The 15,523-nt window shown below is 60.6% G+C and carries 13 protein-coding genes; 12 read left to right on the top strand and 1 reads right to left on the bottom strand.

Annotated elements, in window-relative coordinates:
* The first annotated feature begins 3 nt into the window (after positions 1-3).
* From P0111_04790 to P0111_04845, 12 genes are all read left to right on the top strand, one after another.
* Complete coding sequence (locus P0111_04790; GenBank protein MDF0643321.1) at positions 4-1,278, top strand: TonB family protein; 1,275 nt, start codon at positions 4-6, stop codon at positions 1,276-1,278.
* A complete protein-coding gene (gene tolB / locus P0111_04795; GenBank protein ID MDF0643322.1) occupies positions 1,275-2,618 on the top strand; it encodes a Tol-Pal system beta propeller repeat protein TolB in 1,344 nt (447 codons plus the stop codon). The genes P0111_04790 and tolB overlap by 4 nt, the downstream gene beginning before the upstream one ends.
* Positions 2,619-2,674: 56 nt before the next feature.
* Complete coding sequence (pal, locus tag P0111_04800; protein MDF0643323.1) at positions 2,675-3,538, top strand: peptidoglycan-associated lipoprotein Pal; 864 nt, start codon at positions 2,675-2,677, stop codon at positions 3,536-3,538.
* A 69-nt stretch (positions 3,539-3,607) separates the two neighbouring features.
* Positions 3,608-5,416, top strand: coding sequence for a tol-pal system protein YbgF (gene ybgF, locus P0111_04805; GenBank protein ID MDF0643324.1), 1,809 nt, complete (start codon positions 3,608-3,610; stop codon positions 5,414-5,416).
* Between the two features lie 5 nt (positions 5,417-5,421).
* On the top strand, positions 5,422-6,189 hold the full coding sequence (ybgF, locus tag P0111_04810; protein ID MDF0643325.1) for a tol-pal system protein YbgF: 768 nt from the start codon (positions 5,422-5,424) through the stop codon (positions 6,187-6,189).
* A 63-nt stretch (positions 6,190-6,252) separates the two neighbouring features.
* Positions 6,253-8,043, top strand: a complete 1,791-nt coding sequence (gene mutL, locus P0111_04815) for a DNA mismatch repair endonuclease MutL (GenBank protein ID MDF0643326.1) — start codon at positions 6,253-6,255, stop codon at positions 8,041-8,043.
* Between the two features lie 20 nt (positions 8,044-8,063).
* Complete coding sequence (gene miaA, locus P0111_04820; protein MDF0643327.1) at positions 8,064-9,032, top strand: tRNA (adenosine(37)-N6)-dimethylallyltransferase MiaA; 969 nt, start codon at positions 8,064-8,066, stop codon at positions 9,030-9,032.
* A gap of 51 nt (positions 9,033-9,083) precedes the next feature.
* A complete protein-coding gene (mtnP, locus tag P0111_04825) occupies positions 9,084-9,980 on the top strand; it encodes an S-methyl-5'-thioadenosine phosphorylase (protein ID MDF0643328.1) in 897 nt (298 codons plus the stop codon).
* Positions 9,981-9,984: 4 nt separating this feature from the next.
* On the top strand, positions 9,985-10,899 hold the full coding sequence (locus P0111_04830) for a PfkB family carbohydrate kinase (protein ID MDF0643329.1): 915 nt from the start codon (positions 9,985-9,987) through the stop codon (positions 10,897-10,899).
* Positions 10,896-11,585 (top strand): tetratricopeptide repeat protein, encoded by a 690-nt coding sequence (locus P0111_04835; GenBank protein ID MDF0643330.1) that lies wholly within the window; start codon positions 10,896-10,898, stop codon positions 11,583-11,585. Before P0111_04830 ends, P0111_04835 begins: the two co-directional genes overlap by 4 nt.
* Before the next feature lie 124 nt (positions 11,586-11,709).
* Positions 11,710-12,654 (top strand): DUF4115 domain-containing protein, encoded by a 945-nt coding sequence (locus tag P0111_04840; protein ID MDF0643331.1) that lies wholly within the window; start codon positions 11,710-11,712, stop codon positions 12,652-12,654.
* A 409-nt stretch (positions 12,655-13,063) separates the two neighbouring features.
* Positions 13,064-13,513 carry a cytochrome c gene (locus P0111_04845; GenBank protein ID MDF0643332.1) on the top strand — a complete coding sequence of 150 codons (450 nt, stop codon included), beginning with the start codon at positions 13,064-13,066 and terminating at the stop codon, positions 13,511-13,513.
* A gap of 75 nt (positions 13,514-13,588) precedes the next feature.
* Here the strand turns inward: P0111_04845 and P0111_04850 are convergent, their stop codons facing one another.
* Positions 13,589-15,472 (bottom strand): caspase family protein, encoded by a 1,884-nt coding sequence (locus P0111_04850; protein ID MDF0643333.1) that lies wholly within the window; start codon positions 15,470-15,472, stop codon positions 13,589-13,591.
* Between the last annotated feature and the right edge of the window lie 51 nt (positions 15,473-15,523).

A 15,523-nucleotide genomic window follows, 5' to 3' on the forward strand; every position in this document is an offset into this window, starting at 1 on the left:
CGTATGTCGGCTCAAACGCACGTCCACCCGCTCCAGTGGTTCGACGTCGAAGACCAGAGCAAGTTTTTCTCGAAGTTGAACCGAGCACTGGTGGTCTCGTTCCTTTTGCATGTCGTCCTCTTCCTCGTGGTGGCGGGGCTCCGTCTTCCGCACCGCGGCGAGCGTCCCCTGGCGTCGCTGGAAGTGTCGCTTGTCGGTATGCCGACTCCGGTTCAGCGTGTGGAAACCCAAAGGCCCGTCGAACAGCCCAAAACACCCGTGCCGCGCCGCGCTTCACCTCAGCCGGTCAAACAGCCCGCACCAGCTCCCCCGGTAGAGCAGGCCCCGCCGAGTCCACCGGCCAAGCAGGCTACGCCGATTCCCGTGCCGGTCGCCCCGGTCCCTACACCGACTCCTCCTGCTCCGGTCGCAGCCCCGGCTCGCCAAAGCATCGCCAAAGACATTCTTCGCGATCTTCAACTGGCGCCGGTTCCCACACCGGCTCCTTCTGCTCCGGTCGCAGCCCCGGCTCGCCAAAGCATCGCCAAAGACATTCTTCGCGATCTTCAAATGCCGTCGGTTCCCACACCGGCTCCTCCTGCTCCGGTCGCAGCCCCGGCTCGCCAAAGCATCGCCAAAGACATTCTTCGCGATCTTCAACTGCCGCCGGATGCCCCGAAACTCGGCGAATTGACTCCGGCCAAGACGGTCGGACAGCCTCAGCCCCACACCCAGGCTGCCAAGGTCAAGCTGCCGGACTTGCCCATACCCGATGCTGTACCCGATCACGTCGTGAAGACCCCACAGCAGGTATCGCAGACATCCTTGAGCGAGGCCCAGAACCGAGAGTTGGAAGAGGAGCTGAAGAAGGTTAAGCACTTTCAACCGGCCGCCAAGCTGGAGATTCCCAAGGAGGTTCCACCCAAGGCCGTACCTCCGCAACAGGAAGCCTCTGTGCCCGTGGTCAAGGTGGCACCGCAGACGATGCTGAAGGCCTTCGGGACCTCCGGCACGAATCCGTTCTGGGCGAGGGTGGAGGCCATCATCAAGAGCCACTGGGAGCCGCCTCCCATCGATGCCAGCGGCAGCACGTACAGTGTCGTGGTGAAGTTTCGCTTTTACCGCAACGGCACGGTCAAAGATATTGGGATCGGACACTCGTCGGGGAACGAATATTTCGATATCGCGGGTCGGCGCGCCGTACAGAAGCCCGGTACCTTCCCCCCGTTTCCGGCCGAGATGACTGAGGCCTATCAGGATGTCGAGATGGTTTTTCGCGTAGGAGAGGCATTGGGATGATTGTCATGAAACTGGTCGGCACAGTCCTGGTCGCCCTGCTCTTGGCGGCGGGTGTCGTGGGGATTCTGGAGTCCGGGGCGGCCGATGTCTTCCTGGAAGCGACACGGCCCGACTTTCAGAAGATTTCGCTGGGCGTGGTCGGCATCCAGAACGGAGGCGGTCCCGAATGGCTCGGCGGCCGGCTGGAAGAGGTCTTGAAAAAGGATGTGAAGCGCTCGCTGATCTTCGAGTTGGTGGATCTCCCTAGTCTGGGGATCAAGGTTCGCGACGTCGGAAACGGTACGGGCAGCGGATCCGCGTCCATCTTCAAGCAGGCCGCCGAGAGCGGAGTGTCGGTGCTTGTTTGGGGGAAAGCAGGTTTGAAGGAAGGGGAGAAGGATGCGGACGTCACGATGGAGGGGTTTGTCTACGACAGCGGCAGCGACGAAGTCGTGGGCGGAAAGCGCTATGCCGGCTCACCATCTGTGGTTCGATTGATGGCCCATCGATTTGCGGACGAACTAGTCTTTCGCTACACGGGGGAGCCGGGGATCGCCAGGACCAAGATCGCCTATGTGGCGGCGCAAGGAGCCGCTCGCGAGCTATACGTAATGGACTATGACGGCTACGATGCGCGCCAATTGACGGCGGACGGGTTTCTCAACCTCATGCCGCGATGGTCGCCCGATCGCCGGTTCCTCGTCTTCACGGCCTATCGGGACCGTAACACCCAGGACATCGACATGATTGAACTGGCGACCGGCAAGCGATGGACGATCTTCTCACAGGGAGGGCTGAATATTACCCCGGCTCTGTCGCCCGACGGGAATTTTCTGGCGTTCGCCTCCAGCCATGAAGGCAATTCAGAAATCTATCGTTTGGACACCAGGACCAAAACCAACCAGCGTCTGACGGTGAATCCTTCGGGGGATTTGTCTCCATCATGGTCTCCGACTGGTAGGGAACTTGCCTTTGTGTCCGATAGAGGGGGCGGACCGCAAGTCTTCCTAATGAGCGCCGACGGATCGAATGTGCGTCGATTGACGTTCGAAGGGGATTACAATGCGGCTCCATCCTGGTCGCCGCGCGGGAACTGGATCGCCTACGTTTGTCGAACGCCTCGAAAGGAATATAAGCTCTGCGTCATTACACCTGACGGGCAGAAGCGTATGCAATTGACTACAGGTCCTGGGGTGGACGATTCCCCTTCCTGGTCTCCAGACGGCCGGCACTTGGTCTTCAGCTCCGCGGCTGACGGGAAGAGCCATGTCTACATGATCGATTCGGATGGTAAGAACATGGAGCGCCTGACATTTGAAGGAACGCATAACAGCGCTCCGTCTTGGTCGCCTGCGTCCTGAGGTTGTCGGGAACTTCGACTGCTTGAACACCAACTTTCAAAGAGGAGACTGCACCCATGCGTACGATGCCTAAGATATTGCCGATCGCCTTGATCGCAACCGCTCTTCTGGTCGGCCCGGCCGGTTGTGCAAAGAAAGGCGTTCAATCCGCGGGAGACCAAACCGCCCAGCAGAGCGCGGGAAAGAGCGCGACCGCCGGATCCGGTTCTGGCTCCTCGAGCAGCATGAAGTCGGGAGTGGGGAGTTTTCCCGATACGAGCATGCAATCCGGGAGCGGTGGTCTGAAGGGCCTGGATAAGAATCCTGCTGAAGAACGCCTCGCCGGTGGTCTCGGCGGTAGTCCCGACGGCGGTCCCGGAGGCGGTCCCGGAGGCGGTTCTGGCGGCGGTGCCGGCGGGGGTCCGGTTGGTGGTGCCGTCGGTTCTCCCCGTAGCGGTTCCGGTAGTGGTCCCGGCGGTGGTCCGAGCGGCAGTTCGGGCGCCAGCGCCGGTAGCGGTACGCTGCTCGCCAAGGCGGATCCGTCGGAAAGCGCCGGGCGCCAGCTCGACGAGATTCGGGCGGAGCAGGCCGCTTCTGCGGCGGCCGGGCTGCGGGATGTCTTTTTCGGCTACGATAGTTGGACGATTTCAGAGGAGGGGCGGCAATCGCTCGGCCGTGATGCCGAATGGATGAAGTCCAATCCGAGCGCGATGATCAAGGTGGAAGGCCATTGCGATGAGCGGGGTACTGCCGCGTACAATCTGGTACTGGGGGAGAAGCGTGCCAAAGCGGTGAGGAACTACCTGGTCGAACTGGGCATCGGTGCCAATCGGCTGTCCGTCGTGTCCTACGGGAAGGAACGCCCGTTTTGTAACGACCATGCGGAGTCATGTTACCAACAGAACAGGCGCGGTCACCTGGTTGTCCGGACCGGCAAGTAGTCCGATGTCACGCCCTGCCGGATTCCCGCGCCGACTGGAAGTGGACGACTCGAAGAGGGGACTGTAGCGATGAAGCCTGAAGCGAACATCATGTGGATGTGGACAGCGGCGGGCGGCGTGCTGTGGGCACTGAGCATGGGTGGCTGTGTCGCGCAGCAGGCTGATCTGAAGACCACGGAGGGCCGGCTGCAGAAGAGCATCAAGCAGTCGAACGAAGAACTGGCGCAGCGCGGCGCGCAGCAGCGGCAGGAGTTGGAGGAACTCAAAGGACAGGAGATTCCTCGTTTGCGGGGCGACGTTGATCGTGTGCAGCATCTGACCCAGGAGCTCCAAGGCAAACAGGAAGACCTGAAGCAACGCTCGGTCGGGCTGGAACAGCAGACCAAGAAGTTGGACCAAAAGTTGGACCAGTGGGCCAAGAATCTTGAGACGGAGAATACCGCGCGGCACTCGCAACTTCGGGAAAGTCTCAATGCCCAGGATACGAAGAGCAAGGCCGATCGGGACCAGTTACGGAGCGAGGTCAACAATCGACTCGATGAAATCAACCGGCAGATGGAGCTGTTGCGGAAAGACATCATCGAGGTAGTGCAGAAATCCAATACCGCGTTGGCGAAAAATGTGGATGGCAAACTGGACGAACAGCGCAGAACGGTGACGGAGAATCAAGCCCGCACGGAGCAGTTGGCGAACAAGTTCGCTCAGTTTAGTCAGGCCCTGACCGGATTTCGGGAATCGCTGACGGGCTTGAGTGAGCGCGTGGGTCAGGAAGAGCAGGCCAATCGCGCCATGGCTTCGAAAGTGGAAGCTGATGCCAAGGCCTCCACGACCCATATCAACGAATCGACCAAGGCGGTGACCGGTCATCTGAATGAGGTGAACAAGAGCGTCGCCTCCGTCGCCCAAAAGCTCGCGACCCGTCTGGATGAACAGGATAAGCGGCTCGATGCGCTCGCCAGGTCGCTGGATCATATGCCGAATGAAGTGAACAAGATGTCGACCGAAATGAACAAGGGCGTCGCCTCCGTCGCCCAAAAGCTCGCGGCCCGTGTGGATGAACAGGATCAACGGCTCGATACGCTCACCAGGTCTCAGGATCATATGTCGAATGAAGTGAACAGGATGTCGACTGAAGTGAACAAGGGCGTCGCCTCGGTCGCCCAAAAGCTCGCGACCCGCGTGGATGAACAGGATCAACGGCTCGATACGCTGACCAGGGCGCTGGACCACATGTCGCAGGAGGTGCAAGCTCTAGGGATGGCGAAGAACGGGCAACGATCACAGCTCACCCAGGCGACCCAACTGCCCGCAGTCGCTCCGGTTCCCGCCCCCCCCATGTCAGTCCAGGAGAGCGCCGCAAAGCAGGAGAAGGACGCCGCCGTGGCATCCCTCTCGACGCAAGTGCCGGAGCATACCCCGATGGCCGTCGATCGGCCGGCTGCTTCCGACGAGTCGGAGGAAGCCGTGAAATCCGTCGCTGGACGGAATTCCGATCGGCCGGACAAGGCGGAGTATGAACATGTCCTTGGGTTGTTCCGGGACGGCGACCTGGACGGAGCGCGACGGGGCTTCACCGCTTTCCTGAGCCAATACCCCAACTCGGATCTCGCGCCCAATGCCCGGTATTGGCTCGGGGAATCCCACTATGGCAAAAAGGACTACAAACAGGCGATCGACGCGTATGATCGCGTCGAGATGGATTACCCGCAGAGCGAAAAAGTTCCCGCGGCGATTCTCAAGAAAGGCTACGCCTACTTGGCATTGAAAGACAAGAAACGCGCATCCTCCGCGTTCAAGCAAGTGGTGACCTTGTATCCGAAAAGTACAGAGGCCGGTAAGGCATACGACAAACTGGCTCAGTTGAAGGAGACCCGATAGCGGCGATGGGCACACTCACATCGGTTTGCGGAGCGACGATGACGGCAGCCGGGCTTCTCTTCCTGTCCGGGTGCGCAAAACATGCTGATTTTATCGAGTTGCGCGAGCACTTGGCGACGATGGCCAAATCTCAAGAGCAGGATCAAAAGCGACTGGATGCCTTGCAGCGCCGGATGGAGACGTTGGAACGAATCAAGGACGGTGACGGCGCCAGGCCGAAGTTCGACGAAGTATCTGCTCGGATTCAGAAGCTTGAGAGCCGGTTGGCCAAAGTCGAAGAGAACGCCGCAGGCTCGTCGTTCGCCAGGATCGAGCCGGGGCCGAGCGAACCGGCCCGATCCAAGGCCCAAAAGCCCGGCAGTTCGGTGGAACCCCCGGCGATCCCGGGAGTGCCGGCCATCACACCGACCTCGGCATTCAACTTGGCGTACAACGACTATCTCAACGGCAAGTACGATCTGGCGGTCTCAGGGTTTCAACGGTTTGTGAAGGATTTCCCCGGCACGTCGCTGACCCCGAACGCGTACTACTGGCTCGGTGAATCCTACTACCAGCAAAAGGACTATGTCCGGGCGATGCAATCGTTTGAGTATGTGTCCACCGAATATCCGGGCAATGAGAAGGTGCCCGCCTCGCTCTTCAAGCTCGGGCTGGCTGCGGGAGAAACCGGTGACCTGGCCAAGTCGAAGAAAAATCTCAGGCGGGTGATCGAAGAATTCCCGACATCCGACGAGGCGAAACTGGCCAAGAACAAGCTGGCAGAAATCCGATGATCCCGCTCGCATCCGTTTCCCATGCACCGACGCTCCTCCTGCGCTCCTCCGGAGTCTGATTTGATGGCCGTTGCCGGCTGCGTTCCCACCATCCACATTCTGCCGGGCGACGTGGTCAGCCGGATCGCCGCCGGAGAAGTCATCGAGCGGCCGGCGGCCGTCGTCAAGGAATTGGTGGAGAACAGCCTTGACGCGGGAAGCCGCCGGATCTCGATCGAGGTCAAAGACGGAGGTCTGTCCCTCATTCGCGTGACGGACGACGGGGCCGGGATTGGTCGGATCGATCTTCCTCTCGCCTTTCAGCGTCATGCCACCAGCAAGCTCACATCCGACCAAGATTTGGCTGCTGTCACGACGATGGGGTTTCGCGGCGAAGCCTTGCCGAGCATCGCTTCGGTGTCCAAGGTGGCCGTCACGACGTTCACCGGACGCGAGGCCGTCGGCACGCATCTGACGTTGGTCGGAGGTGTGGTCGGGGCGGTGACCGATGCGCCGCCCGTTCAGGGGACGAGGCTCGAGGTGTCCGATTTGTTTTACAATCAGCCGGCCCGGAAGAAATTTCTCAGAGCGAGGAGCACGGAATTCTCCCATATCAGTCACGCCGTGCAGCAGGCCGCGTTGGCTTGGTCCTCGGTGCATTTTCGATTGACCCACAACGGCCACGAAATCCTGAATTATCCCGCCGTCACTGAGGAGCGAGACCGTATCCTGCAGGTCTATGGCCGGACATTCCTGACCTCCACCGTCGAGGTCCTGGGCCGCGTCATGGGCTACGTAATCCGTGGCGTGGTGGTCGATCCGGTCCAGGGACGGACGGCGAAGACTCCGCAGGATCTTTTCGTGAACCGGCGACCGGTGCGCAGTTCGACCGTGTTTCATGCCGTCACGAGGGGATATGCCTCGCTTCTGGCGAAAGGCTGTCATCCGACGTTCGTCCTGTATCTCGAAGCGGATCCTGACAAGCTCGATGTGAATGTGCACCCCGCGAAGCGGGAAATTCGCTTTGCCGAGACCGACCGGATTCATCAGTTGGTCGTTCAGACCCTCCGACGCGTTTTCAGCGGTCCCGAGCGGACGGTGGCATCGGCCATTGCGAGCGATCTTCCGCGGGCTCGGCTTCATGAAGCGTCGCCGGCCGGCATATCGGTGGAAGGGACCGAGCATGAAACAGGCGCACATCGGCCGGCAGGGCCGGCATCCGAACCGGTTTCCGACAATCAACTGACCTGGGTTCGGGAGTTCGAGACATCGTACGGGGATGGCCCGTCGCCTGACATCGTGCCGTTCGGTCAAATGCTCCGCCGCTATGTCATTGCACAGGTAGGGCAGGAAATGCACGTCATCGATCAACATACCGCCCATGAGCGCGTCCTGTTCCAACGAATCCATCGAACATGGCAGCGGCGGAAGCTGGTTTCGCAGCCGCTGTTGATTCCGGAAACGGTCGAGTTGTCGGCGGCGGAATTCGCCCTCTTGACGAAGCATCTCGAAGCATTGGAAACGCTGGGACTGGCCATCGAGCCGTTCGGAGCGACGGCTGTGGCCGTGCGATCCGTTCCGGTCGGAACCGGTGATATGGATATCGCCGCACTGCTGCGCGATCTGCTGGACGACGTCGCGCAATGGGACCGAATCTCTTCGCTCGACGATCGCGTCGCACCCATACTGGCCTCCCTAGCCTGTCACAGCGCGGTCCGAGCCGGGCGGCATATGGCGCTGCCGGAGATCAGGCAATTGGTGCGCGATTGGGTCGAGGAGGGGCTCGTCATGACCTGCCCTCACGGCCGACGCACGGCGTTTAGGATGTCGAGAGATGAACTCGACAAACTCTTCGGGCGGGTTGGGTGGACGTGACGCCGAGCGCACTCCTTCCGATGTCCCTTCTGACTGACGCGCAGGTTCGGCTGAAGCCGCTGGTCGTGATTGTCGGCCCGACGGCGGTAGGAAAGAGCCGCGTCGCCGTGGAGGTGGCCAAGCATTTCAACACTGAGGTGCTGACCGCGGATTCCCGCCAAGTGTATTACGGAATGGATCTGGGCACCGATAAGCCGGCTCTTTCCGAACGGCAGGGAATCCCTCATCGCTTGATCGATCTGGTCCCGCCGGATCAAGCCTTCAATGCCGGTCTCTACCGTCGCCACGCGGTGGACGCGATCGAGCGGTTACACCGCTTCCGCCTGATACCGTTGGTCGTCGGAGGGACTGGATTGTACGTGCGGACTCTGGTGAGGGGACTCTGTGCGGCTCCTCCGGCTCAGCCCTCGGTCCGTACTCGGTTGCAGGAAGAGGCGAAGGAGTCCGGAGCTGGAAGCTTGTACAGCCGATTGGCCTCGGTGGACCCGGTCTCCGCGTCCAAATTGCATCCGCACGACACCGCAAAGGTGATTCGGGCGCTTGAAGTTCAGCAGTTGTCCGGGAAGCCGATGTCCGCCTTTCATGCGGCGCACGCTTTCGGCGACCAGCCGTATCGCACGCTGTTGATCGGGCTCGATCGGAATCGGGAGGCGTTGTACCGGCGGATCGAGGCGCGGATCGATTGGCAGTTGGAGCATGGGTTTCTCAAAGAAACGGCGGGATTGCTGGCTCAAGGGTATCATCGAGAGAGTTCTGCGATGAAGGGGCTCGGTTACCGCCACGCGGCGGACTTTCTTGCCGGGGACTGCGAGTATGCCGAAATGGTCAGGCGATTCAAGCGGGATACCAGACATTTCGCCAAGCGCCAGCTGACATGGTTTCGCCGTGACCCCGCCGTCCACTGGCTCGGCATCGAAGAGTCGGAATCTCCGGAGCACACGGCGGCTCGGATCACGGAACGGATCGACCGGTTCCTGGCCTCGCTGTAGCTGGTCGAGACGAGGCGCCTTGACTCCGAGGGAAAGCGAGACGATGACACTATGAAGCGACGAGAACCGGCGGTGCGGGCGGACATCGGCATCATCGGCGGAAGCGGGTTATACGATATGGAAGGACTGGGGCATGTCAAAGAGGTGGCGGTGCGAACGCCGTTCGGTTCCCCGTCCGACGCCGTCATCCTCGGGGAGTTGGACGGGATCCGCATCGCGTTTCTGTCACGCCACGGACGGGGGCATACGTTCAGTCCGTCCGAGATCAACTATCGGGCCAACGTCTATGCGCTGAAGTCTCTGGGCGTCCGACGGCTTATCTCGGTCAGCGCGGTCGGGAGTATGAAGGAGTCGATCAAGCCGGGGCACGTCGTCTTCCCGGACCAGTTCATCGACCTGACGAAACGCAGAGCGTCGACCTTCTTCGAGGGCGGTGCGGTGGCGCATGTGGCTTTCGGCGAGCCGATCTGTCGTTCTCTGGCTTCCCATCTCTCGGCCGCGGCCCGTTCCGTCGGGGCGACGGTTCATGACGGCGGCACATATGTCTGCATCGAAGGCCCTCAGTTCTCCACCAAAGCCGAATCGCACCTGTATCGGCAGTGGGGCGTCAGCGTCATCGGCATGACGAATCTTCCGGAGGCCAAGCTCGCGCGGGAAGCAGAACTCTGTTACGCCACGGTCGCCTTGGCGACCGACTATGATTGCTGGCACGAGACGGAAGAGCCGGTGACCGTCGAGGCGATCTTGGCGACACTGCGGCAAAATGTGGCGTTGGCGAAGCGGCTCCTCCGGGTTTCGGTACAGTCGGCAGCGGCAGGCGACGAGTGCCTCTGCCAGCGGGCGTTGCGCGACGCCATCGTGACGGATCCCGCTCGAATCCGGGCTGCGCTTCGCCGCACATTGGCGGTCTTCACTGACCGCCTGGCTCCCGCGAAAGGAAAACGGTGATTGCATGGGTACATTGCTCGTAGTTGGGTCGGTCGCGTTGGACACAGTCAAGACGCCGTTCGGAGCGGTGGAAGAGGTGCTGGGCGGTTCGGCCACCTACTTCTCCACTTCGGCGAGCTATTTTGCGGACGTCAATCTGATCGCGGTGGTGGGCGAAGATTTTCCGTCGCAACATCTCATGTTTCTGAAAAGCCGCAAGATCGATCTTGCTGGATTGGAACGGCGGCCGGGCGCCACGTTCCGGTGGAAGGGAGAATACACTCATCAGCTCAACGAAGCGCACACGCTGGATACCAAGCTCAACGTCTTTGAAACCTTCCGTCCGAAGATTCCGGAACGCTATCGCGCTCCGGACGTCCTATTCCTTGGAAATATCGACCCGGAACTGCAATTGGACGTGCTGAACAAACTGCCGCGGCCTCCGCTCATCGCGTGCGATACCATGAACTTCTGGATCAACGGCAAGCGCGACGCTCTGTGGCGGGTGTTGGAGAAGGTGGACATTCTGATCATCAACGACGGAGAGGCGCGCGCGTTGGGTGAAGATTCCAATCTGGTCAAGGTGGCGCAGAAAGTTCTGGCGCGTGGGCCGAAGCATTTGATCATCAAACGGGGCGAGTACGGCGTGCTGATGTTCAATGAAAAGCAGGTGTTCGGCGCCCCGGCCTTTCCGCTCGACGATGTACGCGATCCGACAGGAGCCGGTGATACCTTTGCTGGCGGTTTTCTGGGGCATTTGGCCGCAACCGGGAACCGATCTCCCGAGGCATTCAAGCAAGCCATCATATTTGGTAGCGTCATGGCCTCCTTTACCGTAGAAGCCTTTAGTCTTGACCGCTTGCGCATCCTGGATTACAAAGAGATCCAGGAACGCTTCAGAGCCTTCAAGCAGTTGACCCATTTCGAGGACCTTCCGTGACCACGACTCCTTCGAGGGCGGCTGTCGGCCGTCGGTCGTCGTATTGCGCCGCTGTGGCGGTCATCGGTCTGGGCCTATTGACCGGCTGCGCAACGTCCGACGAGTCAAAGCAAAAGTCCAAGGGGTACTATCAGGAAGGATTGGCCAGCCTCGACCGGGATCGTCAGAAAGCCTACGTGTCCTTTCAAAAGGCCGTTCAGCTGAATCCCGACAACAAAGAGGCTCGATACGGTCTGGGTCACATTCTTGCTCTCCAGGGCAAGTTTGCTCAGGCCGAACAGGAATTTCGGGCGGCGATCAAGATCGACGAGGACTACTCGGAGGCGCATACGTACCTGGGGCAGGTGTTGATCAGTCAGGACCGATGGGCCGAAGCGGTTCCGGAGTTTCGAAAGGCGCTGACCAATCCGCTATACAGTACGCCGGACCTCGCCCGCTTCCATCTCGGGCGCGCGCTGGCCCATGAAGGCGATCTGCAGGGCGCCATGGAGGCGCTGGAGGATGCGCTGACGGTGAACCCGCCGAATGTGCCTCCTGCGCAGTCAAATCTTGAACTGGGGCGGATCTACTACAAGATGGGATTCGATCGGCGCGCCGTCGAGACCCTTACGAAAGTCACCCTGATCGACAAGAACGGAGAGTACGGGGCGGCGGCCAGGGAGATGCTGGCTCGTTTGAAACCGTGATCCGATCCTGTCGAACCTGATCCCGGGTGTGCATGGTGCGGACCCGAGACGACGAGGCTGTTTGGGTCATTCGTTCGGGCGTGGGGGACGCCCAGCCTGTCCATAACGCGCGAGAGAGAACGGCATGGAATCGATCGGCGATTTTTTCAAGCAGGTTCGCGAAACCAAAGGTCTGACGATCGACGAGGTGGCGTCGAAAACCAGAATCCGCTCCGATTTCGTCAGGGCGCTCGAGGAAGGGAACTTCGCTAAATTGCCCGACCAGGTATTTGCCAGAGGGTTCGTGCGCTCCTACGCCCGGTCGTTGGGACTCGACGAAGAAGATGCCATCCACCGTTTCATCCAGTCTGCCGGCGCGTTCTATGAGAAACAGGATGAAAAGGAACGGCTAAAAGCCAGGCAGGTTCAGGAAGAACGAAAGCGACAGGCCAACCGCAAGGCCGTCGCGGTCGCCATCGGTATCGCGATCATCACGCTCGTGTTTTTGTTGAGCCGTGAACAGTCCACCGTGCTGGTGCGTCGTCCGGCGATGGATCTCCCGCCTGCCGCCGGCAAGCGGACAAGCGCCCCGGCTCCCGAGGCCCGCGACGGGGCACCCAAGACCGAGCCCGAGCCACTGCCGGCCTCCGCGCCGCCCTCCAAATCCAAACCGGCCGATACGCCGCCGCCTGCTCCACCGAAGACGGAGACCAGCTCTCCACGTGCGTCAAGCCCCGCCCCGGCCGTCGCTGCCACTCAACCTGTGCCCCTGGCCGTTCCGCCCCCCGCGCCGATTGGATCAGACGGCCCGCTCGGAGGCATCTCATTGGAAGCAGCTCCCGACGCAACGGACCAGCTGGTGCTGGATCTGGAAGCCACGGAATTGAGCTGGGTGGTCATCCAAATCGACGGTGGCAGTCCTCAGGAAGCGTTGCTTCGGCCCGGCGAAAAGGCCAAGTGGAAGGGGCAGGATCAGTTCGTGTTGACCCTCGGCAACGCCGGTGGTGTGAAAGCAGAGTTGAACGGCAAACCACAGAAGCCGTTCGGTCCAAGCGGCAAGGTCGCCCGCGATATTGTCCTCAAGCGCTGATCACTCGTCGGTTCTCCCTATTTATCCCAGGCAGTTCCGCGCAGCAGGCTCCACCGAGCTTGCTGAGGCAGGAAGTCACAGGTGGGGCCTAAAGGTGTCCGGAGCCTGAAGTCGTGTGCAACGGCCTTGCGCTAACGTAGCGAAATATCTGTTCCTGGATTGTGGACGTTGTGGCATGAGCTTTGATGGTCCTTCAGACTCAGGGGCGGATGGAACGAGGTTGCACGTGCCGCTGAAAAGTTCCAGGAGCGGCCGGCCGCAACAGAGCGGAATCATAGTCGAATTGCTTGACATCGCCGGAACGCCATTGTTATAGTCCCGAACGTTTTTCGTCCTTTTGGTCAACGAGCCGACGGCCTTATGGCCGGCCTCAGATCTGCGGTAGGTCCAACACAAAGGAGGATTTCTGATGGGGACTTTTTCTAAGTTTTTGGGAGTCAGCGCTGCGGTGCTGATGTTGTCCGCGAGCGTGGCGGGAGCCGAAGAGAAGGATCCGTTGAAGCCGCGCGTTCCGGCCGACCAGATGGCCGATGCCAAGGCGATGAAGAACCCGGTTGCGGCTTCCCCGGAGAACATCGCCAAGGGAAAGGCGTTGTTCGAGGGTAAGGGCACCTGCTTCAACTGCCATGGGAAGGAAGGCAAGGGCGACGGTCCTGCCGGTGCGATCCTCAATCCCAGCCCGCGGAACTTCACAAACTGCAAGTTCCACAAGAAGCGGAAGGACGGCGAGCTGTTTTGGGTGATCAAGAACGGCAGCCCGGGAACCGGTATGGTTTCGTTGATTCCTGCGGCGATCACCGAAGAAGAAGCGTGGACGATCATCAATTACGAGCGGAGCTTCTGCAAGGGCGAAGAGTAGTCGATCCGCCGTCGTGTTTCGATTGGGGTGGAGGTGATCCCTCCACCCCTTTTTTTGTCTGTGGAGGCATGTTGCTCAGGGTGCTTCGACGGCGGTGATCGCGGCCGGTTTCGTCAGGACCACTGCACCGGCTGGATCCGTAGCTTTCAACGGGGGAAGGACGAGCGGACGCTGCTCTTGTCCGTACTGACTCTTAGAGGCCCACGGTACCTTCTGCCCCAGATAAGCGGCAGTTTCTCCTAACGTCACCTCGCCGTCCCGATTGGTATCGGCGTCTCCGCGCAGCGCGCGGAGGAAGTAATAGGTAAACAGTCCGTGCCGGTGTTTTTCGTCCTCAATGGATCGTCCCAGGCTGCTTACGGACACGACATGAACCGATGAGCTGCGGGAAGCGGCCCACTGCGGACCCGAACCCTTTGCGCGACCATCGGTCCCTGATCCGAGCCGCGATACGGTTCCGTCGAACAGCACGATCGTCTGCCTCGCTTTCACACGGGCCAACGCTGCTTCCAGATCTTTGAGCGGGTAGGAGCGGGAGACGGAAGCGAGGCTTCCATCGTAGGGGAGGAGATACACCTCTCCGGTCGGCGACACCGTTGCCACTCCCGCAAAATAGACGATCACAACCGCATCTCTCCCTGCGTGGGCAGGTAACCAGTCGAGCAGCGCTTCGTCGATATCGGGGCGCAACGCTTTCCAGTCCTGGAGCAGGCGGACATTGGATGCCGGCACCCCGCCGAGCGACTGTAGGTAGGCCGCCACCATTTCGGCATCGGAGGCCCCATATTTCCGGACCGGCAATTGTGAGTCCCGATAGGAACCGATACCGATCGATAGGAGAAATGTGTTGGCGCGTTTAAACCCGGCGGCGCCGGCCGGGATTTGATCCACGTCGTCCGCGTTCACGGCAGTCGGTTGCACGGTGACGGAGAGGACTTGCTCGGGGGCGGCAGCGACGCTCGGATCCGAGACGTTCACACGAATCTGTGCCTTCTGTGCCTGCACGGACTGAGGGAGTGTGGCAGCAAACTCGAGGGATCGTGATTGGCCGGGCTGCAAGCGGCCGGCCGACAGCGTCGTCGTCGGAAATTGGGCTAGAATCGCCGGTGGGCCGGAGATGGTCGCGGCTACCTGCTGAAGCTCCTGATCGCCCGCGTTCACCAGGTCCACGCGCACGCGCACCCGTTCTCCACCTTCCAGGACCAGGTTACTGTTCTCGTCGAGCACCATGGCTTTGAACGACAGGGGAGAACGGCCGACTTTCGGTGCGGGCTCGGACGGTCTTGCGGCGGCGCCGGCCGCCGCGGCCACCGGAGCCGCTCCGACTCCCGCCAGCTGGTGACGCGAGACCCGGATGAATTCGGTCGACAGAGCTACGCCGGACTCGTAAAGAAACTCGTCCATGTTGGCGTAGTCGCATCGCTTCTGTGTGGGTTCCAGGAGCAACCGCTGGTTGCGGTCGATGGCAATCGGCTGTTGCCCAAGTTCATGCCCCGACATGTCCTTGAATGTGACCAAGGCGTCGATCTTCAAGTCCGCGGGGACTCGGTCATACAGGTGATCTTGGATCAATCTGAAGGAGGATCTCTCCATCGTCACGAGTATTTCCATGTCGGGCGGGGTGGAGGAGGTGATCCCGCCGGTGACCGACACCGCTCGGAAATTCTGTGCCGCCGCGTCGATCATCACCGATTCCAATTCGGTGCCGATGTAGACTTCGCGCAAATTCCCGCAATCGTTCTTGTACGTGGCTTTCATGTCGCTGAATGCGGGATCGAAAGTCAGTTTGACGGAGTTGTTGAGGCGTGGGCCCATGTCTGGCAGCGGAGTGCGCCGGAATGCCGAGGCGAACTTCTCGCATCCCGTGGACAATCCCATGACCCAGAGACAGACCAGGACAAGGGCGCATCGGGCAAGATTCGGGCGTGATGAGATGAAAACCAAGCGCCCCGGGGTCATCGGGTAAGCGGGCTCATGACTCAAGAAGGTACGCGCATGTCATGGCACATT

Source organism: Nitrospira sp. (genome assembly GCA_029194535.1).
Taxonomy (GTDB): domain Bacteria; phylum Nitrospirota; class Nitrospiria; order Nitrospirales; family Nitrospiraceae; genus Nitrospira_C.